The 26,359-nt window shown below is 65.3% G+C and carries 14 protein-coding genes; 8 read left to right on the top strand and 6 right to left on the bottom strand.

The window, feature by feature from the left end; all coding sequences use genetic code 11:
• Nucleotides 1-63 precede the first annotated feature (63 nt).
• From ALVIN_RS06705 to mgtE, 3 genes are read left to right on the top strand one after another with little or no spacing between them, the layout of a single operon-like run.
• Nucleotides 64-1,878, top strand: a complete 1,815-nt coding sequence (locus tag ALVIN_RS06705; RefSeq protein WP_012970569.1) for an ExeA family protein — start codon at nucleotides 64-66, stop codon at nucleotides 1,876-1,878.
• Nucleotides 1,875-2,438 (top strand): hypothetical protein, encoded by a 564-nt coding sequence (locus ALVIN_RS06710; RefSeq protein WP_012970570.1) that lies wholly within the window; start codon nucleotides 1,875-1,877, stop codon nucleotides 2,436-2,438. The genes ALVIN_RS06705 and ALVIN_RS06710 overlap by 4 nt, the downstream gene beginning before the upstream one ends.
• A 4-nt stretch (nucleotides 2,439-2,442) precedes the next feature.
• Nucleotides 2,443-3,885 (top strand): magnesium transporter, encoded by a 1,443-nt coding sequence (mgtE, locus tag ALVIN_RS06715; RefSeq protein WP_012970571.1) that lies wholly within the window; start codon nucleotides 2,443-2,445, stop codon nucleotides 3,883-3,885.
• 207 nt (nucleotides 3,886-4,092) lie between these two features.
• On the opposite strand, the gene ALVIN_RS06720 is transcribed toward mgtE, so the two are convergent.
• Nucleotides 4,093-4,578, bottom strand: a complete 486-nt coding sequence (locus tag ALVIN_RS06720) for a peptidylprolyl isomerase (protein ID WP_012970572.1) — start codon at nucleotides 4,576-4,578, stop codon at nucleotides 4,093-4,095.
• A gap of 111 nt (nucleotides 4,579-4,689) precedes the next feature.
• Nucleotides 4,690-5,613 carry a LysR family transcriptional regulator gene (locus tag ALVIN_RS06725; protein WP_012970573.1) on the bottom strand — a complete coding sequence of 308 codons (924 nt, stop codon included), beginning with the start codon at nucleotides 5,611-5,613 and terminating at the stop codon, nucleotides 4,690-4,692.
• A gap of 227 nt (nucleotides 5,614-5,840) precedes the next feature.
• Between ALVIN_RS06725 and ALVIN_RS06730 the strand changes: the two genes are divergently transcribed.
• The 5 genes from ALVIN_RS06730 (at nucleotide 5,841) to ALVIN_RS06750 (ending at nucleotide 12,935) form a co-directional block, all read left to right on the top strand.
• The gene (locus tag ALVIN_RS06730; protein ID WP_012970574.1) at nucleotides 5,841-7,259 is read left to right on the top strand and encodes a form I ribulose bisphosphate carboxylase large subunit; all 1,419 of its coding nucleotides are present in this window, start codon (nucleotides 5,841-5,843) and stop codon (nucleotides 7,257-7,259) included.
• A 177-nt stretch (nucleotides 7,260-7,436) separates the two neighbouring features.
• Entirely contained in the window at nucleotides 7,437-7,793 is a 357-nt protein-coding gene (locus ALVIN_RS06735) for a ribulose bisphosphate carboxylase small subunit (protein WP_012970575.1), read from the top strand.
• 152 nt (nucleotides 7,794-7,945) lie between these two features.
• Nucleotides 7,946-8,752 (top strand): CbbQ/NirQ/NorQ/GpvN family protein, encoded by an 807-nt coding sequence (locus ALVIN_RS06740; RefSeq protein WP_012970576.1) that lies wholly within the window; start codon nucleotides 7,946-7,948, stop codon nucleotides 8,750-8,752.
• A 36-nt stretch (nucleotides 8,753-8,788) separates the two neighbouring features.
• Nucleotides 8,789-11,164: a nitric oxide reductase activation protein NorD gene (locus ALVIN_RS06745; protein WP_012970577.1), complete on the top strand. Its 2,376-nt coding sequence runs from the start codon at nucleotides 8,789-8,791 to the stop codon at nucleotides 11,162-11,164.
• A 109-nt stretch (nucleotides 11,165-11,273) separates the two neighbouring features.
• Complete coding sequence (locus tag ALVIN_RS06750; RefSeq protein ID WP_012970578.1) at nucleotides 11,274-12,935, top strand: methyl-accepting chemotaxis protein; 1,662 nt, start codon at nucleotides 11,274-11,276, stop codon at nucleotides 12,933-12,935.
• A 71-nt stretch (nucleotides 12,936-13,006) separates the two neighbouring features.
• On the opposite strand, the gene ALVIN_RS06755 is transcribed toward ALVIN_RS06750, so the two are convergent.
• Genes ALVIN_RS06755 through ALVIN_RS16565 form a run of 4 tightly spaced genes read right to left on the bottom strand, consistent with a single transcriptional unit; the run spans nucleotide 13,007 to nucleotide 26,171 of the window.
• The gene (locus ALVIN_RS06755) at nucleotides 13,007-14,215 is read right to left on the bottom strand and encodes a response regulator (RefSeq protein WP_012970579.1); all 1,209 of its coding nucleotides are present in this window, start codon (nucleotides 14,213-14,215) and stop codon (nucleotides 13,007-13,009) included.
• Between the two features lie 36 nt (nucleotides 14,216-14,251).
• Nucleotides 14,252-15,244, bottom strand: coding sequence for a response regulator (locus tag ALVIN_RS06760; RefSeq protein ID WP_012970580.1), 993 nt, complete (start codon nucleotides 15,242-15,244; stop codon nucleotides 14,252-14,254).
• Between the two features lie 3 nt (nucleotides 15,245-15,247).
• On the bottom strand, nucleotides 15,248-20,143 hold the full coding sequence (locus ALVIN_RS06765; protein ID WP_148217469.1) for a PAS domain S-box protein: 4,896 nt from the start codon (nucleotides 20,141-20,143) through the stop codon (nucleotides 15,248-15,250).
• 43 nt (nucleotides 20,144-20,186) lie between these two features.
• A complete protein-coding gene (locus tag ALVIN_RS16565; protein WP_012970582.1) occupies nucleotides 20,187-26,171 on the bottom strand; it encodes a PAS domain S-box protein in 5,985 nt (1,994 codons plus the stop codon).
• Nucleotides 26,172-26,359: the final 188 nt, after the last annotated feature.

A 26,359-nucleotide genomic window follows, 5' to 3' on the forward strand; every position in this document is an offset into this window, starting at 1 on the left:
GATCCTGAGCCGACCAGTCAAGCCGCTTCAGGCGCGGGCGCACACCTTATCGAGCAAGCCAGCGTGTACCCGAAATATTTCGGGCTCAAGGAGCCCAGCTTTTCGATCGCCCCGGACCCGCACTATCTGTTCCTGAGCGACCAGCATCGGGAGGCGCTCGCGCATCTGCTCTATGGCGCCAACGAGAGCGGCGGCTTCGTGCTCCTGACCGGCGAGGTCGGCACCGGCAAGACCACGGTCTGCCGCGCCTTTCTGGAGCAGTTGCCCGAGGGGGTCGACGTGGCGCTCGTCCTCAATCCGGTCCAGTCGCCCAACGAACTCCTGACCAACATCTGCGAGGAGTTTCGCATCGAGCTGCCGCACGGCCGGCGCTCCAACAAGGTTCTGATCGACGCGCTCAACGGCTTTCTGCTGCACGCCTATGCCAATGGCCGCCGGCCGCTGCTCATCATCGACGAGGCGCAGAACCTGCCGCGTCAGGCGCTCGAACAGATCCGCCTGCTGACCAATCTGGAGACCACCAAGCACAAGCTGCTCCAGATCTTTCTGATCGGCCAGCCCGAACTGCGCCGCCTGCTGGAGACCCAGTCACTGCGTCAGCTCGATCAGCGCATCACGGCGCGCTTCCATCTCACGCCGCTCGATCTGGAGGAGACCGGCGACTACATCCGCCATCGTCTGGCGGTGGCCGGTGTCGACCGTCCGCTGTTCACGGCGCGCGCCATCCGGCGTATCCACGAATATTCGGGCGGCATCCCGCGGGTGATCAACATCCTCTGCGACCGTGCGCTGCTCGGTGCCTGCGTGACCCGTGGCTCGCAGGTCGATCCGGACATCGTGGCCACGGCGGCGCGCGAGGTGCGGGGTGAGGCGCTGGAGGCGATGCCGCCGCGCTCGCCCGGACGACTGGTGCTGATTGCGGTGGCCTCGTTCCTGGTGGCGACCCTGGTCGGCTTGCTGGCGCAGACGCTACTGACGCCCGAGCGGCGTGCACTCCTGGCCGGCTGGTGGTCGGGCGAGACGGCGTTCATGTCCCTGGTCGGGGCCGTCGTTCCGAGCGCGACCAGTGTGGCCGAGCCGGTCCGGATCGAGGCCTCGCCAGAGCCGGGCACGCGTTTGACGGACGCGCCCGTTTCGGAATCGCCGGTCGTCGCGGCTCCCGAGGTGCCAGGGGTTGCAGACAGCGCGACGGCGCCGGAGACACCCGCCGTGCCGGAGCAATCCGCAGACGAGGCCCCGGTATCGATCACGTCGCTGGCACTGTCCGAGTCCGAGGCCATGCGCGTGCTGTTGCGCCGCTGGGGGCTGGATCTGAAGACGATCGGCGCCGGCGATCCCTGCGCACACATCCGTCCGTTCGGTCTGGGGTGCGAGTCCGAGCAGGGGCGCCTGAGTCATGTACGCTTTTTCAATCTGCCGGCCCTGCTGCGTCTGGCCGACCGGGACGGCACAGCGCGCTATCTGGTGCTGAGCGAGCTGGACGTCACCGAGGCCACGCTCGATCGGCCCGATGGCCGGACGCGCGTGCCCGTGTCCGAACTGGAATCGGTCTGGAGCGGCGACTATCGTCTGGTCTGGCAGCTGCCGCCGGGCGGTTCGACCCTGATCCGTCCGGGCGCGGTCGGCGAGGAGGTGCGCTGGCTGCGCGATCTGGTGTCGCGGGTACCGGGGCTGGCCAGTCTGCCCGGACCGGCCGACCGCTATGATGTGACGCTGGAGAGCGCGCTGCGCGCCTTCCAGGCGTCCAAGGGGCTGACGGCCGATGGGGTCGCCGGCCCGCGGACCTTCATCGCGCTCTATCAGGCGATCGGTCTGGATGGGATTCCCCGGCTCGATGAAACCCTGGCGACCACGGCGTCCATGGAGGTCTTGCCATGAGCTATATCCTGGAAGCGCTCAAGAAATCCCAGCAGGAGCGCGGACTCGGTCAGGTGCCGACCCTGGACGCCAGCGGTCTGTTCGTCGAGGATCGCGAACCCAGGGTGACGCATCATTGGGCGCTGCTCGCCGTCGGGCTGGCCGCCCTGGCGGTGGTGATCGCGCTCTATGCGGCGTTCCGGGGAACCCGGCCCGTACCCATGACGACGCTGGAGGTACCCAGGGTCGACCCGGCGCCCATGATTCAGCCGTTGACCGCCCAGCCGCCGCCGGCTGTTACCGAGGCGCCTGTGGCCGAACCCATCGCCAGACCCCTGGTCGAACCGCCACCGCCCAAACCGGCGCCGTCACGGCCGAACGCGCCGACGAGTCAGACCGCCGCCCCGGACGCCGATCCCGACTGGGAGCACAACCTGCTGCGTCAACTGGAGGCCGAGCAGGCCGCGATGAACGCCGCGCGTGAGGTCCTGGAGGAAGCGCCGCGCGTACTGCCCGTGCCCGAGGATCTGGTCGAGGACATCAGGGCGTTCAAGCAGCAGTTGCAACGCGAGCGGGAGTGATGAGATGACCGAGCCAATGCCCCGCGATTCAGACGTTCTGCAACGCCATCTGCGCGATATCCGTGAGCTGCTCTCGCGTCAGCGTCTGGTCGAGGATCTGATGCATCGCCAGCACAGCTCGCATCAGGATCTGGTCGATTCCATCACCCACCGTCAGACCATCGGCTGGCTCAGGCGCAAGCTCGACCGGCTGCATCCGGCCGACATCGCGCACATCCTGGAGGCGCTGCCGCGCGATCAGCGTCAGCTGGTGTGGGATCTGGTGCGCTCGGACAAGGACGGCGAGATCCTGCTGGAGGTCTCGGACGCGGTGCGTCCGTCGCTGATCGAGACCATGGACAGCAACGAGATCCGCGCGGCGGCCGAGTCGCTCGATGCCGACGAGCTGGCGGATCTGGCGCCCGATCTGCCGCCCGAGGTGGTGGAGGATGTGCTCGAAGCGCTCGATCAGGAGGAGCGCGAGCATGTGCGCGCGGCCATGTCCTATCCGGAGGACACGGTCGGGGCGCTGATGGACTTCGACATGGTCACGGTGCGCGAGGACGTGACGCTGGAGGTGGTGCTGCGCTATCTGCGCCGGTTCGAGGAGCTGCCGGATCACACCGACAAGCTGTTCGTCGTCGATCGCGAGGAGCGTCTGCGCGGCATCCTGACGCTGGAGTCGTTGCTGATCAACGACCCGGAGCGGCTCGTCTCGGAGGTCATGAAATCCAAGTCGCTGGTCACGTTCGCGCCCGAGGACGATGCCGATGAAGCGGCGGCGGCCTTCGAGCGTTACGACCTGATCTCGGTGCCTGTGGTCGATGGCGAGCGGCGGGTCATCGCGCGGGTCACGGTGGCGGATATGGTCGACCGGATTCGCGAGGAGTCGGAGGCCGAGATTCTGAGTCAGGCCGGTCTGCGCGAGGAGGAGGACATCTTCGCGCCCATCGCGCGTTCGCTGCGCAATCGCTGGGCCTGGCTGGCGATCAATCTGGTGACGGCCTTCGTCGCCTCGCGGGTGATCGATCTGTTCGAGGATTCGATCGCGCAGTTGGTGGCGCTGGCGGCGTTGATGCCGATCGTGGCAGGGATCGGGGGGAATGCGGGCAATCAGACGATTACGATGATCGTGCGCGCCATTGCGATGGGGCAGGTCGAGCCGTCGGCGGTGTGGCGTCTGTTGGGCAAGGAGGTCGGTGTGGCGCTGATCAATGGCTTGGTGTGGGGCGGGGTGGTCGGCGGGATCGTCTGGGCGCTCTATGGGAGTTGGAAGCTGGGGGTGGTCATGACGGGGGCGATGACGCTCAATCTGCTGCTGGCGGCTACGGCTGGGGTCGTGATACCGCTCGTTCGTCAGCGGTTCGGGCGCGATCCGGCGCTCGGTGGCTCGGTGATGATCACGGCGCTGACCGATTCGGGGGGGTTCTTCATCTTTCTGGGGTTGGCGACGCTGTTTCTGCTCTGAGTCGGGAGTTTGGCTGTCGACTCGGGGGGCGCACGGCGGGTTGTCTGCTGGGGGAGCGGGTCGGGTAACGGCTGTCGGGGGACGCCGTGAATCCATCCCTGGAGGCTTGACGACCGCATCCATGCGGTCGACACCCCCGTCAGCCGCCACCCGACCCGCTCGGCGGGCGTCGTGGCGGCTGTTGGGGGAGGACGCTGTGCGGCTTGGTCAGACGATCTCGGCCTTTTCGATGACCACGTCTTCCATGGGGACGTCCTGGTGCCCGGCGCGGCTGCCGGTGCGCACGCCCTTGATGGCCTCGACCGTTTCCATGCCCTCGACCACGCGCCCGAAGACGCAGTAGCCCCAGCCGTCCTGACCGGGGTAGTCGAGGAAGTCGTTGTTGGAGACGTTGATGAAGAACTGGGAGGTCGCCGAGTGCGGCTGCATGGTGCGCGCCATGGCGATGGTGCCGGTCTGGTTCTTGAGTCCGTTCTTGGCCTCGTTCTCGATCGGGGCGCGCGTGGGCTTCTGGCTGAAGTCCGGGTTCATGCCGCCGCCCTGGATCATGAAGCCGTCGATGACGCGGTGGAAGAGGGTGCCGTCATAGTGACCGTCACGGACGTACTGCTCGAAGTTGGCGCAGGTCTTGGGCGCCTTCTCGGCGTCGAGTTCGATCAGGATGTCGCCGTGGTTGGTGGTCAGTTTGATCATTCGGGTGTTGCTCCGAGTGGGGGTTGATGACGGCTCGGGTCGAGCGCGCCCTGGTTCATTGAATGTCGGTGCATGGTAAGGAGTTTGGCGCGAGCCGGAAAGGTGCGAAGGCTAAACCGCCTGGATCACCCGAGTCGGCAGTGCGATCCGCGCCGCTTCGCTCAGCACGAATTCGCGAAAGGCGCCGGCCGCCGGCGAGAGCCGCTTGCCGCGCCGGTAGACCAGATACCACTGACGCCGGTCCGGAAACCCCTCGACGTCCAGCGTCACCAGCCGCCGCGTCTCCAGTTCCAGTTCGATGGTGTGCAGCGAGACCACGCTCAGCCCCAGCCCCGAGCGCACCGCCTGCTTGACCGCCTCGTTGCGTGTCATCTGCATCCCGTGGCGGATCGTCTGGCCGCGTTCGCTGAAGAAGCGCTCCATCGCCTGCCGGGTGCCTGAGCCTTCCTCGCGCATCACAAAGGTCTCTTCGGCCAGGCGTGCCAGCGAAATGGCCCGCTCGCCGGCCAGCGGATGATCCGGCGGGGCGATCACCACCAGCGGATTGTCCATGAAGGCTTCGGCCTCGACCTCGACATTGCGCGGCGGCACGCCCATGAGCACCAGGTCGACCGAGTTGCTGTCGAGCATCTGCACCAGGCTCTCGCGATTGGTCACATCGAGCCGCAGCCCGATCCCCGAATGGCGTTGCTGGAAGATGGCCATCAGACGCGGTGCGAAGTAGTTGACCGTGCTGGCCACGGCGATGCGCAGACTGCCCCGGCTGACACCCTTGAGCGACTCCAGCACCTCTTCCATCTCGCGCAGTGACTGGCCGATGGCGCGACTGTAGTGGAACACCTCGCGTCCGGCCTCGGTGAGGACGACCTGTTTGCCCAAGCGCTCGAACAGCGACAACCCGATCTCGTCCTCCAGTTGACGCACCTGCATCGACACCGCCGGCTGGCTCAGATGCAGCTCCTCGGCCGCGCGCGTGTAGCTGTTGTGGCGCGCGACGGCTTCGAAGACCCGCAGTTGGCGCAGTGAGACATGCATGGTGGTGGAAGGCTCGTCAGACGATCGGGATAGACAAACGCAATGGAATCGATTGAGGCATAGATCATAAGCTATGCGTTATATCTAGCATAAGCAATATTTAGTAGTAATTATGTGGTTTCTTGCTAATAATCGCACTCAGGTTTCGACCAGAGCAGATAGTCGGGCGCCAAGGCGCCGGTCGATCCGGACCTCACCACAGAAACTAATCCAGAGGACGATCCAGAATGGCTAAGACGTACAGCGCGGGCGTGAAAGAGTACCGCGAGACCTATTGGATGCCCAACTACACTCCGAAGGACACGGACATCCTGGCCTGCTTCAAGATCACCCCGCAGGCGGGCGTTCCGCGCGAAGAGGCCGCTGCGGCCGTCGCCGCCGAATCCTCGACCGGCACCTGGACCACGGTCTGGACCGACCTGCTGACCGACCTGGATTACTACAAGGGCCGCGCCTACGCCATCGAGGACGTGCCGGGCGACGACACCTGCTTCTATGCCTTCATCGCCTATCCGATCGATCTGTTCGAGGAAGGCTCGGTCGTCAACGTCTTCACCTCGCTCGTCGGCAACGTGTTCGGCTTCAAGGCCGTGCGCGCCCTGCGTCTGGAGGACGTCCGCTTCCCGATCGCCTATGTCATGACCTGCAACGGCCCGCCGCACGGCATCCAGGTCGAGCGCGACATCATGAACAAGTACGGTCGTCCGATGCTCGGCTGCACCATCAAGCCCAAGCTGGGTCTGTCGGCCAAGAACTATGGTCGTGCGGTCTACGAGTGTCTGCGCGGCGGTCTGGACTTCACCAAGGACGACGAGAACGTCAACTCGCAGCCCTTCATGCGCTGGCGCCAGCGGTTCGACTTCGTCATGGACGCCATCGACAAGGCCGAGCGCGAGACCGGCGAGCGCAAGGGTCACTATCTGAACGTGACCGCGCCGACCCCGGAAGAGATGTACAAGCGTGCCGAGTACGCCAAGGAGATCGGCGCCCCGATCATCATGCACGACTACATCACAGGCGGTTTCTGCGCCAACACGGGTCTGGCCCAGTGGTGCCGTGACAACGGCGTGCTGCTGCACATCCACCGCGCCATGCACGCCGTGCTCGACCGCAATCCGCACCACGGCATCCACTTCCGCGTCCTGACCAAGATCCTGCGTCTGTCGGGCGGCGACCACCTGCACACCGGCACCGTGGTCGGCAAGCTGGAAGGCGACCGCGCCTCCACCCTGGGCTGGATCGACCTGCTGCGTGAGTCCTACATCAAGGAAGACCGTTCGCGCGGTCTCTTCTTCGATCAGGATTGGGGTTCGATGCCCGGCGCCTTCGCCGTCGCCTCCGGTGGTATCCACGTCTGGCACATGCCGGCGCTCGTGACCATCTTCGGTGACGACTCGGTGCTCCAGTTCGGCGGCGGCACCCTGGGTCATCCCTGGGGCAACGCGGCCGGCGCCTGCGCCAACCGTGTCGCGCTCGAAGCCTGCGTCGAAGCGCGCAACCAGGGCGTCGCGATCGAGAAGGAAGGCAAGGACGTGCTCACCAAGGCGGCGGCTTCCAGCCCCGAGCTCAAGATCGCCATGGAGACCTGGAAAGAGATCAAGTTTGAGTTTGACACCGTGGACAAGTTGGATATCGCCCATAAATGATTGATTTCATAGGCGCGGATTGAAACGATACCGTCGATAAGCTGGACGTGGCCCACAAGTAAGACCAGGGTGACGCCGGAACCGCATCGACCATCATCGATGCGGTTCCCCTCCACGCCAATCCGACACCATCCAACCATCGAACCACGAACAAACCAGATTTCGGAGCATCACACCATGAGCGAAATGCAGGATTACAGTTCCAGCCTCGAAGACGTCAACAGCCGCAAGTTCGAGACCTTCTCCTACCTGCCGGCGATGGATGCCGACCGCATCCGCAAGCAGGTCGAGTACATCGTCTCCAAGGGCTGGAACCCGGCCATCGAGCACACCGAGCCGGAAAACGCCTTCGATCACTACTGGTACATGTGGAAGCTGCCGATGTTCGGCGAGACCGACATCGACACCATCCTCAAGGAGGCCGAAGCCTGCCACAAGGCGCACCCCAACAATCACGTGCGTCTGATCGGCTTCGACAACTATGCCCAGTCCAAGGGCGCCGAGATGGTGGTCTATCGCGGCAAGCCGGTCTGAGCGACCACGTAGGCAGGGTTCACCCGACACGGCGGACCCTGCCACCCGCCAGCGGCTTTACACACGAGCCCCTGCTTCCTCATCGAAGGGGCAGGGGCTTCGTTTTGTCCGGGCTTCGAGCCTCGCCATCGACCCTCAAGGGGATCGCTTCCATGTCAGACATCGACCGCAACCAATTCCTGATCGACCACGAGCCTTACTACCGCCCCGTGAGCAACGAGGTGGCGCTCTACGAAGCGGCCTATGCCGCGCGCATGCCGGTCATGCTCAAGGGACCGACCGGCTGCGGCAAGACGCGCTTCGTCGAGTACATGGCCTGGAAACTCGGCAAGCCGCTGATCACCGTGGCCTGTAACGAAGACATGACCGCCTCGGATCTGGTCGGACGCTTCCTGCTCGACATCAACGGCACCAAATGGCAGGACGGCCCGCTGACGGTGGCCGCGCGCATCGGCGCCATCTGCTATCTCGACGAAGTGGTCGAGGCGCGCCAGGACACCACGGTCGTCATCCATCCGCTCACCGACCATCGGCGCAACCTGCCGCTGGAGAAGAAAGGCGAGCTGGTGACGGCCCATCCCGATTTCCAGATCGTCATCTCCTACAACCCCAACTATCAGAGCCTGATGAAGGATCTGAAGCAGTCGACCAAGCAGCGGTTCGGCGCGCTCGACTTCGACTATCCGACCGCCGAGATCGAGACCGAGATCGTCGCCCACGAGGGCCATGTCGACAAGGCGACGGCTGAGAAGCTGGTCCAGATCGCGCATCGCAGCCGCAACCTCAAGGGCCACGGTCTCGACGAAGGCATGTCGACCCGTCTGCTGGTCTATGCCGCGCAACTGATCGGCAAGGGCGTCGAGCCGCAGGCGGCGGCGCAGATGGCGCTGGTGCGTCCGCTCACCGACGATCCCGACATGCGCGACACCCTGGACGCGGCGGTCAACACCTATTTCTGACGGCGGCTGGACGTTGCCGGCTGGGGGCTCTTACAGATGACGATCGATTTCAGCGAATACCTCGCCTGCCTCAAGGCCGATCCAGCGCACGAGCACGCCCAGGCGCTGGAATCGAGCTATCAGGAGGCCGCGCGGGTGATGTCCCCACGGGGACTCGAACACTATCTGACCGGCATCCGCGCCATGTGCGGCCTCAACAAGGGGCCGGATCTGGTGATGACCTATGTCCAGGAGATGCCGGGCGTGGCCAAGGAGGTCGGCGAGGACATCATCCCGGATGTCGTCAGCTCGCTGATGAAGCTCGCCTCGCACACCTCGGGCACCGTCATCACGCTGATGATGGCGACCATGCCGCTGGCGGCCAGCCGGCTCGGCGACCTGGAGGTGATGCGCGGCTATCTCAATCTGCTCCATCAGCTCGCTGGCAAGGCGCCACGGGGCTTGAGACCCATGATGGAGAACATGGACGAACTCCTCGCCAAGCTCACGCTCGGCGGCTTGCGGCGCTGGGCGCTGTGGGGGGCGCAGGCTCATGCGCGCGACCTGGATGGTCAACTGGCCTATTTCGGGCTCCAGACCGAATCCTCGCGCGCCGTGCTCCAGAAAGAGCGGCGCGGCACGCTCTTCGTCGACAACCAGCGCAAGCTCAATTTCTATCTGCGCGCACTCTGGGCGCGGGCCTTCTTCATGCGTCCGACCTCGGGCGACTATGAGTCGCGCACCGGACTCAAGCCCTTCATCGAGGACTTCCAGATCCATCTGCCGGACGCCTTCGACGCCTGGCGCGGGATCTCGGGGGTGGAACTCTATCGCGCCGCCGCCGCGCATTGCGCCGCGCACATGGTCTACACCACGGCGCCCATCAGCGCCGAGCAGCTCAATCCGGCGCAGCGCGTGCTCATCGGGCTGTTCGAGGACGCGCGCATCGAGTCGCTGGCGATCCGCGACTTCCCCGGACTGAAAAAGCTCTGGCTCCAGTTCTTCACCGCGCCCGCCGAGGCCGATGAGCCGGGCGCGCGCCATCCGTTGCTGGACCTGATGATGCGGCTGGCGCGGGCGCTGCTGGATACCGACTATCGCGATCCCGAGGCGCTCGTCAACGAGTCCGCCGATGCCTTCCGTGCCGCCTTCGCCGAATCGCCTGAAGACAACCGCATCAGTTGGATCGCCGGGGTCGAGTTCTACAACCGCGCGGTTCAGATTTGCGCCGTCCCGAGTCTGCGCATCCTGGAAGACTGGCCGATCCCCTATCGCGACGACAACGATTACGTCTGGGACTTCGACGAAAACCTGTTCATGACGCGCGGTGTGGACTATCTGCCGGCCAGCCAACAGCAGGTGCGGCGCAACGTCACGGTCATGGAGATGGTCAACGAGCTCGACTGCGAGCTGGCCGGCGACGATGCGCAGGAGATCTGGACCCTGTCGACGCCGTTCTGGCTCGATCAGGAGGGCTGCACCATCAACGAACTGGAGGGCAAGGAGCCGGTCTCCGAACCCTATCACTATCAGGAATGGGACTATCAGGTGCAGCTCCATCGCCCGGACTGGGCGACCGTGATCGAGCGCCGACAGGGTCGGGGCGATCCCGAGACCATGGATGAGATCCTGATCAAGCACAAGCCGGTCGCCAGCCGCATCCGCCATCTGATCGACGCGCTCCAGCCGCAGGGCATCGTGCGCCGGCGCGGCTACGAGGAAGGCGAGGAGCTGGATCTCAATGCCGCCGTGCGCGCCATGATCGACATCCGGCGCGGGGTCATGCCCGATCCGCGCATCAACATCCGCATCACCCGCCATGTGCGCGATCTGGCCATCCTGGTGCTGATGGATCTCTCACAGTCGACCAACGAGAAGGTCGGGGTCAAGGAGGGTGAGCCGGGCTATGACGAGGCGCCGAGCATCCTGGATCTGACACGCGAGTCGACGGGACTCCTGGCCTGGGCGATCGATTCCATTGGGGACCGCTTCGCGGTACATGGCTTTGCGTCCGACGGGCGGCACGACGTGCAGTACTACCGTTTCAAGGACTTCGATCAGCCCTATGGCGACGAGGCCAAGTCGCGGCTTGCGGGCATGAAAGGCGGTTTGTCGACCCGCATGGGCGCGGCCCTGCGTCATGCCGGCTGGCATCTGAGTCAGCAGCCGGCCCAGAAACGGCTGGTGCTGCTCATCACCGACGGCGAACCGGCCGACATCGACGAGCGCGATCCGCAGTATCTGCGTCACGATGCCAAGAAAGCCGTCGAGGATCTGCGCATGAAGGGCATCCACACCTACTGTCTGACCCTCGACCCCGAGGCCGACCGCTATGTGGCGCGCATCTTCGGCGAGAACGCCTATTCGGTCGTCGATCAGGTCGAGCGGCTGCCCGAACGGTTGCCGGCGGTGTTCGCGGCCCTGACGGGCTGACGGCGCGCCGGTTGCTCCTTGTCCTTGCATCCCGTCGGCTTTTGCGGTTCCAATTGAGAATCCTCAATTGATAGGCAGCAGGCTGGTGGAGCGCATGGGATTCGGATGGATGAGTATCGCTATTGGTGCCGTTTCAGCGTTGAGCGGACTGGTGTTCGTGGCGGTTGTCGACGAGCTGACGATACACGCACTGGTTGGTGGCGGCCTTCTGTGGCTCGGTGTCGGGGGCGGGAGCTGGCTCATCCTGCGCGCCATGGTCGGTCGACCCATGGGCATCCTGGATGAGACCCTGCAGGTCATGTACAGGGATGGCGATCTATCCCGGCGTGTGCCTGTGCGCACCGGACCGACCCGGAGCTGTATCGAGCACTTCAATGCCCTGATCGAAAGCTTTCAGGGCATCATCGGCAAAGTCATCTTCGACGCCGAGCGCCTCGCCAATACCGCCGATGTCCTCGCCGGACACGCCCGAGACGTGGCCGACGGCTCCAGCGCCCAGCGTCAGGCCTCGCTCAGTCTGGTCCAGATCATCGAACAGATGACCGCCGGCGTGGGGGCGGTCGCGGATCATGCCAATCTGACCGCCGGGAACGCCCAGGATGCCCGCCAGCTCTCGCAACAGGGAACGCGCGCCGTCGCGGACGCCTCCAGCGAGATCGAGCGTATCGCGCTGTCGGTGGAGGAGTCGTCGCGGGTGATCGCGGCGCTCGGTGATCGCTCGCAGGCGATCGGCGGCATCGTGCAGGTCATCCGCGAGATCGCCGATCAGACCAATCTGCTGGCGCTCAACGCGGCCATCGAGGCCGCGCGCGCCGGCGAGCAGGGGCGGGGCTTCGCGGTGGTGGCCGACGAAGTGCGCAACCTCGCCGTGCGCACCGCGCGCGCGACCAGCGAGATCGGCGCCATGATCGCGGCCATCCAGGAGGAGACGCGCGCGGCCATCGGCTCCATCGGACGGGGCGCCGATCAGGCTCATGCCGGCGCCGAGCTCGCACGCCAGGCGGCCGACTCACTCGACCGCATCAATCAGGGCGCCCAGCAGACCATGGAGCGCATCGACGAGATCGCTGCGGCGATCGCCGATCAGAGCCGGGAGGCCGATCGCGTGGTGGATCACGTCCGCGACATCATGTCCATGGTCGATCGCAACACCGCCGGCGCCGCCCAGACGCTCCAGGAGGCCCAGGAGCTGGAGAGTCTGGCCGTCAATCTGCATGAGATCAGCACAGTCTTCCAGCTCGGCGAGACCGGCCGGCGCGCCATCGAGTGCCACCAGCGCATGCCGGCGGTCGTCCAGCGCGCCGCCGCCGAGATCGGGCGTCAGCTGGAGCAGGCGCTGGCGGCCGGTGAGATCGGCGAGGAGGCGCTCTTCACGTCGAGCTACAGGCCCATCCCCAACACCAACCCCAAGAAATACAACACGGGCTTCGATGAGCTGACCGACCGGCTCTTCCCGCGCATCCAGGAGCCCATCCTGGCCGATCACCCGGAGATCGTCTATGCCATCGGCTGTGACCGCAACGGCTATGTGCCCACGCACAATCAGCGCTTCTCGCAACCCCTGACCGGCGACGAGGCCGTGGATCTGGCCCACAACCGGACCAAACGCCTGTTCGATGATCCGGTCGGCAAGCAATGCGGAGCGCATGAGCTGCCGTTCCTGATCCAAACCTACAGACGCGACACCGGCGAGATCATGCACGACATCTCGGCGCCCGTGCGGGTGCGCGGGCGTCATTGGGGTGGTTTCCGGATCGGTTATCGGGCGTGATCGACATCACAGGGGAGCGGCGAGGCGCTCGGAGCGTACCCAGCCGATCCGGAGAAGGTTCGCGACCCGGCCTACCAGAGTTCGATGTCATCGGACGATCCGGCCGCCGGCAGGGGGGCGGGATTCGTTCGGCTCGATGCGACATAGACCTGGTCGTCGGTCGCCAGGCCGCGCCGCAGTTGCGCCAGTTTGTCGCCGAAATCCAGTCCGCGCGCGAAGAGTTCCAGCGTCTCTTCGATCGATGAGTCGAGCAGTTGCATCAGGCGATCCTCCTGCGTCTCGGTCAGACCCAGGAACATCAGGTCATGCGCGAACTTGTCGTGCATCTGGTGGAGGATGATCCGGGTATCGGCCTGCTGCGCCTGATACTGCGCATGCAGCGAGGTGATCGCCGCCTGGACGGCGGCGCTCGTCTGCTGGAGCTGGCGGGTGCGCGTTTCGATCTCGGCGGTGCGGATCAGGGCCAGCATACTGGATTCACAGCCCTCGGCGATGATGGCCAGCAGATCACGCAGTCGCCCGCAGCGATCCGTGTCTGCGATGGGCAGATTCTTGATCAGCACCGAGACGTGCGGATAGTTGACGATCAGCCGCTGACGGAACTGAAAGATCCGGTCCAGATCCCGCATCATGGCAAACACCGACTCTTCGAGCGGGGTGGCGCGCCCCGATTCGATGAACGTCAGGGTCTCGCCCGGCGGGCGCAGTTGGACATTGGCCTCCAGGCCGTATTCGCGCAGGGTCGCGATGGTCAGTTGTGCCAGCTCGGCCGGCTCGCGACAGGACTGACTGTTGCGCAGGAATTGCAGCGCCGTCCCCGTTTCGCCCAGATTGGTGAGAAATCCCATCGCCATCTGTCGGGCCGAATCCGCGCTGGCCTTGAGCTGCTTGCGCTCGGCGACCAGACTCACCATGACCCGGACCTTACGCACCAGCTCCGGCGGCAGGATCGGTTTGACGATGAAGTCGTCGCCGCCGGATTCGTAGGCTTGCAGGCGGCTTTCCAGTGAATCCTTGGCCGAGACGAAGATGACCGCCGGTTGCTCTTCGGCGGGCAGACGCTTGCGCAGACGGCGGCAGGTTTCGTAGCCATCGAGGCCCGGCATGGCGATGTCCAGCAGGATCACATCGGGCCGGCTGTCCTCCAGGGCCGTCAGGGCCGCGTCGCCCGAATCGAACAGGCACGTTTCGAACGTGGTCCGCAGTGCGAGATCGAGAGAGGCGGCGGTGATCTCGTCGTCGTCGACGATCATCACCCGATTGTTGATCGAATCGTGCATGATTGTATCCACTGTGTTGATCGGTTCGAGCAGCGTTCAGGTCGATGGCTCACGCTCGTCCCAGCTCGCCTTGATCTCCAGGATCTGCGGCATGATGGCCATGAAGCGTTCGATCAAGCGTGGTTCGAACTGCTGGCCGCTTGCGGTCTGCATGGTCTCCAGGGTGCGCTCGATCGGCCAGGCTTCCTTGTAGGGACGCTTCATGGTGAGCGCATCGAAGACGTCGGCGATGGCGACGATTCGCGCCGATTCGGGGATGTCCTCGCCGGCCAGACCGCGCGGATAACCGCCGCCGTCCCAGTGTTCATGATGACAATGGGCGATCTCGGCGGCGAGCTGGAAGATAGGGGCCTCGCTGGCGGAGAGGATCTCATGGCCGATCTGGCTGTGAGTGCGCATGATGGCCCATTCTTCGGCGTCCAGCTTGCCGGGCTTGCGCAGGAGGGCATCCGGGATGCCGATCTTGCCGGTATCGTGCATGGGCGCGGCCAGTTCGAGCAGCTCGCAGCGCTCCGGCAACCAGCCGGCCGCCTCGGCCAGCCGGCGCGCGTAGGCGGCCATGCGCCACATATGCACGCCGGTGTCGCTGTCGTTGTAGTGGCCGGCCTTGGCGAGCATGGCCAGGGCATCGCGATAGCTCCTGTCGAGCTGCTTGGCCTGCACCAGCGACAGATGGGCCCGCACCCGTGCCCGCACGATGCCGGCCGTGACCGGCTTGACCAGATAGTCCACGCAGCCGACGTCGAATCCCCGTTCCTCGTCGCCCAACTGCGAGAGCGTGGTGACGAAGATCACCGGGATGGCCTCGGTGCTGGGATCGGCCTTCAGGGCGCTGCACGCACTGTAGCCGTCCATGCCGGGCATCTGGATGTCGAGCAGAATCAGGCTGGGGTGATGGCGTTTGGCCAGCTCGACGGCATCGAGTCCGTTGCGCGCGAACAGCAGCGAATAATCCGGCTCCAGGATCTGGCGCAGGACGGCCAGATTGGCCGGCTCGTCATCCACGACAAGCAAACGGGCGGGTAACATGGTTTACTCCGGGGGTGTAAAACCCAACTCATGGTTCAGGGTGCGTGCCAGTGACTCGGCGCGCCGGAAATCGAAGTCGCCAAGAGATCGCTGGAGCGCGTCGAGCGTCGTCAGGGCTTCGCCGTCGAGCGCCGCGCGCAGATGTTCCAGCCCCGCCTCGGCGGCGGTCAGATGCTGGGCCTCGATGTCCGTGATGAGCGTAGCGCACAATCGCTCCAGCGCCTCGCGATCGAGCGGGGCCGGGTGTCGCGTGGTGTGCGGTCGATCGTCGTTCCAGGTGCGCACAGCCTGACAGACAGTGGTAAGGGCCTGTTGCAAGGCATACAGTTCCTCCTCTGCGGGAGGATGACCGGCGCGTTGGGTCTGTTCGATCTGTCCGGCGAAGCCGGCCACGCGCGGCAGGGCGAGGTTGGCGGCCACACCGCTGAGCGTATGGGCGAGGGCGGCGGCCTCGTCGAGCGCGCCCATCCGGCAGGCGTGCGCGATGGCCGTGCCGGTTTCAGCGTGCGCGTGGGCGAATTTGTGGAGGAAGTCGCGATAGGTGCTCAGGCATTCCCAGCGTTCGAGCGCGGTTCGCAGGTCGATGCCCTGGGCGATCAGCGCGTCCGGGTCCGTGCCCTGGAGCGCCGGATCGCTCGGGTCGATGTCGCCCGGTGCTGGGGTCATGACGACCGGCTCGGACTGGCGACCTGTCCATTGCCGGATACAGGCGATCAACTCGGCGACATCGAACGGTTTGGCGATGAAGTCGTTCATGCCCGCTTCGCGCGCCGCCTCCTGCATCGACTGGAAGGCCCCGGCCGTGAGGGCGATGACCGGCAGGTCGCGCTGGCGCGGATCCTGACGTAACCGCCGAGTGGCGGCATAGCCGTCGAGACGGGGCATCTGCACGTCCATCAGCACGATGTCGACGGCCTCGGGGTGAGCATCGAGCCAGACGAGCGCGTCCTCGCCGTCGCTGGCGACCGATACCTGAGCACCGTGCTTGGCGAGGATGCCGGAAGCGACCTCCTGATTGATCTCGCTGTCGTCGACCACCAGTACCCGCAGACCGCGCAGCGGCTGTTCGGATGCCGTTGGCGAAGCGGCGTGCGCACCGATGCCCGGAGGTCGTGGTGGCGGCACCCGGTCGACGACGTCCGGATCACGCTGCAGACACAGGCTGAAGTGGAAGGTGCTGCCCTGTCCGGGTTGGCTTTCGATCTCCAGGGTTCCGCCCATCAGGCGCACCAGTTGCCGGCTGATGCTCAAGCCCAGGCCGGTGCCGCCGAAGCGGCGCGTGGTGGAGACATCCGCCTGGGTGAAAGGCTGGAACAGCCGTTCCTGGCTCTCCGGGTCGATGCCGATGCCGGTGTCACGCACCGCGAAACGCAGTTCCACTGCGTCGTCATGTTCGGCCAGACACTCGATGCGCAATTCCACCTCACCGCGCGCGGTGAACTTGATGGCATTGCCGAGCAGGTTGATCAGCACCTGACGCAGGCGTCCGGCGTCGCCGATCAGTCCCTCGATATCGGCCTCGGGTGGAGTGAGGATGAGTTCCAGCGGCTTGTCGCCGGCCGCTGCCGTCATGATCCCGGCCAGGGTGTCGAGCAGCTCTGAAAGCCGGAAAGGAGCCGCTTCGAGTTCCAGACGCCCGGCCTCGATCTTGGAGAAATCGAGGATGTCGTTGATCAGATCGAGCAGCGCCTGACCGGCATTATGGATCTTGCGGACCAGATCGGCGCTGGCCGGGTCCAGGGCGTGCTGTTCGAGCAGATAGCAGAAGCCCAGCACCGCGTTCATCGGGGTGCGGATCTCGTGGCTCATGTTGGCCAGGAAAGCGCTCTTGGCCTGATTGGCCGCCTCGGCACGGGCACGGGCCTCGGTCAATTGCGCGGTACGCTCGTCCACCAGGGCTTCCAGGTGCCGGCGATGGCGATCCAGTTCCTGTTCCAGACGCCGGCGTTCGGTGATGTCGTTGCCGACGGCGAGCACGCCGATGAGCCGCCCCCGGTCATCGTACAGAGCCTTGTTGGTCCAGGCCATCCAGACTCGTCGGCCATCATGACAGAGGTTTTCGTTGATGTGGTGGACGTAACGTTCCGAGTTCGCCAGGATCTCCTGGACCATGGCGCTCAGATTCTGCCCCGTGGAATCCACGGTAGGGACAAGGACCGTAACCGGTCGACCGATCAACTCCTCGGCCGCATAGCCGAAGAAGCGCAGGGCATACTCGTTGGCGAAGGCGATGAGTCCGTCGGGCGCCAAACGCAGAATGACACTGTTGACGTTTTCGACCAGATCGCGGTAGCGGGACTCACTGTCCTTCAACGCCTGTTCCATGCGTTTTTGGTCAGTGATGTCGAAGCTCAGTCCCAGCAGATGGGACAGCCCGTCGGCGTCTGTCACCAGGCGTCCCCAGGAAGCCATCCAGCGCTCGCCGTGCTGCGGGTGCCGGATGCGGAACTCGCATTGAAGATCCCGGCCGTCCTGGATCGCCCGCTCGACGTTGGCCCGTAGAGACGCTCGATCCTGATCGGCGACGAGTGACAGCGAATTGTCCAGCACCATCTTCGTTTCTGGCTCGACCCCCCAGAGGGCATACATTTCGGGCGACCACCAGGCCACGTCCGTGCTCAGATCCCAGTCCCAGGCGCCGCCATGGGCGGCCTGCAAGGCCCAGTGCAATCGCTGGTTGTCCGCTTGATGAGCAATCTCGGCCTGCTTGCGCTCGGTGATGTCGCGGACATAGCCGGCCAGTCCGACGAGTGTTCCATTGGCATCGCGCCAGGGCTCGTACGTGGCATCGAACACGCGACGCTGCCCATCGAGCGTCAGCGGCAACTCGATCGTGGTTCGCCGGCCAGTGTCCAGCACGTCCTGTTTGATCCGCATCAGCCTGGCCCCCTCCTCGGGCAGAAGCAGATCCCGGTCGGTGTGTCCGAGGCAGTCCTCGGGCCTCAAGGGCGCCGAAGGATGGCTAAGCCAGATATAACGCTGCTCCAGATCCTGGATGAAGATCAAGTCGGGAGAGTTGGCGATGATGAACTGCAGCCGGCTCTCGCGCTCCTCGAGCGCGCGTTCGATCTTGCGCCGCTCGGTGATGTCGAGCGCGATTCCGCCGACGAAGGTCTGGCCGGTCTGATCGTCGAAAGTGAACTTGGTCGTGAGCCAGAAGTGAGGCTGGCCATCGGGATCGACACTCTCTTCGATCGTCTCCAGTGCCTGGCCGGTCGCCAAAACCTGTTGGTCGTTGCGCCGAAAGACCTCGGCGATCTCGATCGGCCACAGCTCGAAATCGGTCTTGCCCTGCCAGTCCTCCCAGTTCAGTCGAAAATGCTGCTCGAAGCCGCGATTGGCATAGACATGCCGGCCCTGATCGTCCTTGAGCCAGGCGAGGACGGGTGTGTGGTCCATGAAAGAGCGGAAGCGGTTCTCGGTCTCGCGTTGGGCCGCCTGCGCCTGTTCCGCCTGTTTGCGCGGACTGACATCATCGGTGAAGAGCACGATGCCGCCGAGTGTCCCGTCGAACTCATACCAGGGGCGCAACTCCCAGCAGCGCCGGAGGACGGTCCCATCCTGCCGGACGAAGACATCGTCGTCGCACCCGAGCACCTCGCCGGCGAGCGCGCGACGGTGTGCCTCGCGCCAGCGTTCGGGGATGTCGGGAAAGGTCTCGTAATGGCCGCGCCCAATGAGATCACTGTCCTCGAGCCCGAAATCTGCTAGCCAGCGACGGCTGATGGCCAGATAACGCATCTGACGATCGAACATGGCCAGCGCCACCGGGGCGTGGTCGAAGAAGAGACGCAGCCGCGCCTCCTGCCGACGCAGACGACTGGTGGCGCGTCGTCGCTCGCGCAGCAGCACGAACACGAGTACGGCGACACCGAGTCCGAGCAGCGCGACCAGGACCGGCCAAGGACCGACCGGAACCGATCCGACGGCCGGTTGTATCCTCAACCGCAGTGAAAGCCCGGCGACGTTCAGGGTGGCTTCTTCACAGGGGTCGAGGCATGCCAATGGCCAGACGGCATCCGTCAAGGGTGACGGGTTCGGCGTATAGCGATACAGCAGGCCGGCCTCTTCGTCGACGCCCGGATCGAGCAATGTCACTTCTATGTCATCGAGTGCCAGCTTCGACATGACGGTGTCGACCAGCGTCCCGAGACGCATGACGCCCGTCGCAAAACCACGGATGGGAGCGCGAGCGTCCGGCGTGCTGCCGGCGAATGTTGCCGGCCGGCTCGCCGGCACGAAGATCACGATGCCTTTCTGTCGGTCCGGTTCCTGGAGCAGGGTCAAGGGGCGCGAAGCCACGGGCTGACCGCGCGCCCACGCCCGTTCGAGGACCGCCAGGCGTTCGGGACTGGACCCGACATCGAATCCCAGTACCGGCTCGTTACCGGCGAGCGGTTCGATCTGGGCGACGGGGAAATACTCCGCGCGCGTCCCGGCCGGACGCAGACCGGCATCGGAGAGTTCGCGGATGATGAAGTCCGCATGGCCGGCCGCCCGCTGCCGGGCCTCGAACGTGGTGCGCTCGGTAGCCGACACCCAGGCGACCCATTCCAGGGCCTGGATGCTCGGTTCGCGCCTGATGAAGGGGCGGGTGAACGTGATGAAATCATCCGTGCCGATGTCTTCCGAAGCACTGTAGAACTGTGCGAGTGACTGGACGCTGGCGACCAGCGACTGGAACTTTTGATCGAGCGCTTGGGTGGCCGACTCCACATGGGCGTGGAAATGATCGGCATGACGATGGGTCTCGGTGTGCTGAATGTCCCAGGCGATGGCCAGGGCGAGGAGCAGCATCAGCACTGGAACCAGTCGCTCCGGCAGTCGCTCGGCGTGAATCAGGCGGCCGACCCAACGTCTCCAGAGTTCGGCGTGCAGCGGCGGAATCGGCGTTCTCAAGACTATTCTCCAGGGAGCGATCGCGACATCGGGGATCTCGCGCTCATTCAGACGCACCGCTCACATCCGCTGCTGGCGGTTCGATCACCGGCGCCAGCTCAGCGCTCAGGGTGCGTGTCAAGGACTCGGCAGCCCGGAAATCGAAATCGTCCAGGCAGCGCTGGATCGCGTCGAGCCGCTCCTCGTCCAGCGCGGCGCGCAGAGGCTTCAGGCAAGACTCGGCGCCGTTCAGATCCTGCGTGGCGATCGCCCGGAGCAAGTCGCCGAAATGCCGGCCCAGGGTCTCGTGGTCGAGCGCGGTTCGCTCAACGGGGACCGCTTGGGGCACGCACGTCGCCTCGGCCCAGTCGTGCAGTCCGCTCAGGACATCGGCGAGCGCCGTCTGGAGTTCCGTCACCAGCGAGGCTTCCGGTGTCCGGCCCTCGTGCAGGGTCTGCTCCAGGGTCCGGGCCAGGGCGGCCACGCGCGGCAGGGCGAGTGTGGCCGCCACGCCGGTGAGTTTGTGTGCCAGGGCACCGCCCTCGGCGAGCGCCTCGGTCTGGATGGCGGCGGCGATCGTGCGGGCGTCGTCGGCATGACCGTCGCGGAACTTCAGCAGATAGGTGCGGTAGATCTGGGGATCGCCCCAGCGCTCGAGCGCTGTCGGCAGGTCGATACCATGAGCGGCGAGGGCTTCGACATCTGGAGCACGCACGGATTCTGACGGCGGGTCGGCCGCAGTCGTGGCCGCTGGTTCCGGGTCGGTCACGCCGTCATCGGCTGGAGCCGTGCCGGACCAGCGCTGAATGCAGGCGATCAACTGTGCCACATTGAACGGCTTGGCCACGAAGTCGTTCATGCCCGCCGCGCGCGCCGCCTCCTGCATCGACTGGAAGGCCCCGGCCGTGAGCGCGATGACCGGAAGATTGCGCCAGCGCCGATCCAGACGCAGGCGCCGGGTGGCCGCATAGCCGTCGAGACGGGGCATCTGTACGTCCATCAGCACGATGTCGACGGCGTCAGGGTGGGCGTCGAGCCAGGCCAGCGCCGCTTCGCCGTCGTCGGCCACCGACACCTGGGCGCCATGCCCGACGAGGATGCCCGAGGCGACCTCCTGATTGATCTCGCTGTCGTCGACCATCAGCACCCGCAATCCCGCGAGCTGCCGGCTCCGGCGGCCGACGGAGAGGAGGCGGTTGGTGTTGGCGTAGCGCCGCCGCGCGCCGCGCAGACTGGCCAGAGCGTTGTAGAGCGATGAGGGGGTGACGGGTTTGTCGAGGATCGCATCGATCATGGCGATCTCTGGCTGCGCCTCCAGGGCCGGGCGGGACTGGGCACTGGTCATGAGCATCAGGGCCGGCGATCCGGCCAGACCCTTCTTGGCGACAGCCGCCCGGAGCGCGCGCGCGCAGCTCAGTCCATCCTCGCCGGGCATCCGCCAGTCGATCAGCACGGCGTCATAGGGTGTCGGCAAGGCCAGGCGTGCCGCCAGATGTTCCTGGGCCGCCGCGCTCGAATCCGCCAGGTCGACCCGCCAGCCGAGCGCGCGTGCCGTCTGCACCAGGGCGGCTCCGGCCGTGGCACAGTCCTCGACCACCAGCAATCGCAGCCGTCCCAGTTCGGCGGCCGGGTCCGGGGCGTTCGGGTCGCGTTGCAGCGCCAGGGTGAAGTAAAAGGCGCTGCCCTGTCCCAGCGTGCTCTCCAGCTCCAGCCGCCCTCCCATCATGTGAACGAGACGCTGACTGATGGCCAGCCCCAGCCCGGTGCCGCCAAAGCGGCGCCCGATGCTGTTGTCGGCCTGACTGAAGGCATTGAAGATGTTGGTTTGGTGCTCCGGGGCGATGCCGATGCCGGTGTCGCGTACCGTGAAGCGCAGATCCAGCCGATCCCCGTGCTCGGCCACCTGTTCCACGCGCAGCTCCACCTCGCCGCGCGCGGTGAACTTGATGGCATTGCCGAGCAGGTTGATCAGCACCTGTTGCAAGCGACCCGCGTCGCCGATCAGTCCCTCGATGCCTTCGCCCGGCGGGGTGAGGACGAGTTCCAGCGGTTTGTCGCCGGCCGCCGCCGTCATGATCCCGGCCAGGGTGTCGAGCAGCTCCGAGAGTTGGAAGGGCGTGGACTCGATCTCCAGATGTCCGGCCTCGATCTTGGAGAAGTCCAGGATGTCGTTGATCAGCCCCAGCAGCGCCTGGCCGGCGCCGTGGATCTTGCGCACCAGATCGGCGCTGGTCGGGTCCAGGGCACGCTGTTCGAGCAGATAGCAGAAACCCAGCACCGCGTTCATCGGGGTGCGGATCTCGTGGCTCATGTTGGCCAGAAAAGCGCTCTTGGCCAGATTCGAGGCGTTGGCCTGGTCTCGCGCTTCGCTCAGCGCCTGCTCGACCTGCTTGAGGGCCGTGATGTCGATGTGATAGCCGATCAGGCGCCGTGGCTCGCCGTCCGGCGTCCAGTCCACCACCAGTCCGGCGCAGATGACCCAGATCGTGCGCCCATCCTTGTGACGGTAGCGCACTTCGTTGTGGTAGGGCACGGAGCCGTGGCTGCGCACATGGCGCTCGTAGACTTCGAACACGCCTGGAAGATCCTCTGGGAAGATCAGCCGCTGCCAGCTTTCCGGCGTGTTGGGCAGCTCGTCGTCGGCATAGCCGAACATGCGCTTGAACGTCGGACTCAGATACTCGGTGCCCTCGGCGATGTTCCAGTCGAAGTACCCGGCGAAACTGGTGTCGAGCAGGGTTTGCAGGATCTTGAGCTCGCCGGCGAGCGCCGCGCGTTGCACGGCTTCCTTTTGATCCGTGATGTCGATCACGGCGCCGATGTAGCGGCGCGGCTGGTCCGAATCCGAGGCGATCGGCTGAGCGCGCGACAGCAGCCAGCGCGTCGGTTCGCCCGGTGGCCGCTTCACCCGCCATTCGACCTCGAATCCCGTTTCCTGCTCGACGGCCTCGCGGATGATCCGCTCGACGCGCTCGAGATCCTCCGGATGGACCGAGCCGCGCCAAGCCTGATAGGACGGCTCGCACTCGTCCTGTTTCAGACCATAGAGCTCCCAGTTGCGACCGGACCAGTAATTTCGGTCGCTGTCCAGATTCCATTCCCAGGTGCCGGCCTGAGCAGCGTCCAGGGCCAGCCGCAGACGCTGCTCGCTCTCGCGCAGGGCGCGCTCGGCGCGCTTGCGCTCCGTGATGTCCTCGACCGAGGCGAGCGTGAAACGTCCGCCGTCCATCGCGATGTTGCTCAGACCGATGGCGACATCGAACAGTGTGCCTTCCTTGCATCGTCCCTGGAGGTCGCGGGCATGATCCATGGCGCGTCCGCGCTCGGAGCCGGCCGCGAAGGCGGCGCGATCGATACGGTGTCGAATACGGCGTGACTCGGGCACCAGGATCTCCACCGGCTGACCGACGAGCTCACCTGGGCCGTAGCCGAACATGCGTTCGAGCGCCGGGTTGACCAGCACCATGCATCCGCTCTCGTCGGTCAGCAGCATCCCCTCGTTGGCCGACTCCCACACCTGACGGAAGCGCTGCTCACTGCCGGCATGGGCGCTCTCGGCGCGGTGCAGTTCGGAGATGTCGGAAAAGTTCAGGACGGCGCCGACCACCTGGCCGAATTCGTCGCGATAGGGGTCGATCTGCATCAGATAGTGGAAATCGCCCTGATGCACCCGCTCGATCACCGACTCGCCCTGGCTGACGACGCGCTCCAGACAGTCAGGCAGATAGGGGAGCGTGAGATGGCAGGGAATCCCGACGAGATGATTGCCGATGTCGTCGTCGACGATGCCGAAGATGCGCACCGCGAGCGCGTTGAAGCGCGTGATGCGTCCCTCCCGGTCGACCACGATCAGAGCGGTGCGGATGGAGTTCTGGATGTTGGCGAGCGTGGTGCTGAGTTCGGTCGATTCGTTGGTCTTCAGACGCAGCTCGTCGTTGAGTGTCGTCAGCTCCTCGTTGGAGGATTGCAGTTCCTCGTTGGCGGTCTGCAATTCCTCGGTGGAGACCTGAATCTCTTCCTGCAGCGACTGAAGTTCCTCGTGGGCGAGCTCCCGTTGGTCGAGGACGGATTGCAGATATTCGCGCGTCTCGGCCAGTTCCTGGCGCAGGCGCGTGATCTCGTCGTCTTCGCGCTCCGCGTCCAGGCTTGCCGCCTCGGTCTCCACGCCCCAGTGGTCTGGAGGCAATTCCTCGAAGACGATCAGGAACGCCTGGGTCAGTTGCTCGTTGGAGAGTCTGATACGGCGCGCCACCGGACGTATCCGCACCCGTTGATCGGCGATCCTGAGCCGCATGCCGATGCCGGGTAGGACATCGATCTGTTCTTGGAGCAGGCGATAGCCCAGCGACTTGAGTTCAGTGCGCAATTCGGGCAGACAGAGCGAGAAGATCGAGAAGTCGCTGGTATCGTCCGGCAGCGCGAAATAGCGTTTCGCGTGGCCGAAGAACTGCAATGGCTCGAAGTTGGTGTTGACCAGCACCGCCGAGAGGTCATAGGCCCGTACCAGTTCGTCCAGGGCCGCGTCGCGCAGCGGGTTCGGCGCCATCTGCGAGCGGCTCCTGGCCGACAGCCGATAGCCGAGCGGCATCGGCGGCTGGTAGCGGGCCAGTCGCGGTGGACGCGAGACGACGCTGTCGCGGCGCCGATAGAGCTTGTGCGGGGTGTCGATGGATTCGAAGAGGTTCGAGCTGGCGCCGACGGATTCGGACTGTCCGAGCAGCAGCAGTCCGGAGGGTCGCAGGGCGTAATGGAAGGTGGCGAAGAGTTCGGCCTGCTGTTCGGGACGGACATAGATCAGCAGGTTGCGACAACTGATCAGGTCCATGTTCAGGAACGGCGGGTGGGTGAGCAGATCATGGATGCAGAAGACGCACCGCTCGCGCAGGCTCTTGTCCAGGCGCCACAGACTGCCCTGCTGACTGAACCAGCGTTCGCGGCGCATGGCGGGGAGATGGCTCAGGGACTCGGCCGGGTAGAGTCCGGCACGCGCGGCGTCGAGCGCCTCCTGATCGAGATCGGTGGCGAAGACCCGCACCTCGAAGTCCTCCAGACGCTCGCCGAGGATCTCATGGAGCAGGATCAGGATCGAATAGGCTTCCTCGCCGCTGGCGCAGGCCGGAATCCAGACCCGGATCGTATCGCCCGCCGTTTTGTGCGCGAGCAGATGACGCAGGGCCTGTTCCAGGGCGCCGAAGGCTTCGGGGTCGCGAAAGAAACGCGAGACCGAGATCAGGAAACGGCGCTGGAGCTGACGCAACTGCTCGGGGTCGTCCTTGACATGCTCGAAATAGGCCTCCAGCGAATCGAAGCCCAGCGTCTGATAGTGCCGGGCCGTCTGGCGGCGCAGGGTGCCGTCCTTGTAGCGTCCGAGACTCAGGCCCGTGACCTGGGCGACGCGCGCGATGAGTTCGTCGAAGATCCGGTCAGTGGGTGTGCGCTCGCGCGGCTGCTCGCACAAAGTCTCGATCCGGTTGAGCCAGCGGACGATCTCCTGGGAGTCGCCGCACAGCGCCTCACCGCAGGCGGCGAGCGCGGCGTTCGGCATGGCCGGTGCGCTCGCCTCGGCGGGCGACTGGACGATCAGTTGACCGCCGGCGGCGAGGACGAGCGCGCCGCCCTCGCGTCCGTCCTGTCCTGTACCCGACAGGATCAGCCCGATGGCTCGTTCCCCACAGGTCTGTGCCACCGAACGAAACAGCCGGTCGATCGAGGGGGCGATCGGCGCGCTGGACTCCGGGTCGATCAACAACAGCCGACCGTCGCGGACCTCCAGATCCTGTCCGGCCGGACAGACGTAGAGATGGTCCGGCCGCAGGGGTTCGCCGGTAGCGGCGATCTCGATGGTGAGGTGGGTATGGGGGGCGAGGATCTCAGGGAGCCGCGTCTCCTCGTCGGGCGACAGGTGCTGAGCGAGCACATAGGCGCTCAGACCACGGCACTCGAGGTCTCCGATGATGGAGCGCAAGGCCAGCAGCCCACCCGACGAGCAGCCGATGGCGACCAGATAGTCAGGATCTGGTGTGCGGGGTGAAAAGCGAGAGCCGGACATGCCTGTCTCCTCACTGGACGACTGTCGATGTCAGCAAAGCGATCCGTGACCGCCTCCCTGTTTCAGGTCAAACTATAGACGGTCTCGATTGCAGGTGAGAGGCGTCGAGCCGGATGGCAATGCGTTTCGACGCTTCTTTTTGATTCAGGTCAGGACGCGCCTCAATGTTTGGCGATCGACGTTATTTT

It is taken from the genome of Allochromatium vinosum DSM 180 (assembly GCF_000025485.1).
Lineage (GTDB): Bacteria > Pseudomonadota > Gammaproteobacteria > Chromatiales > Chromatiaceae > Thermochromatium > Thermochromatium vinosum.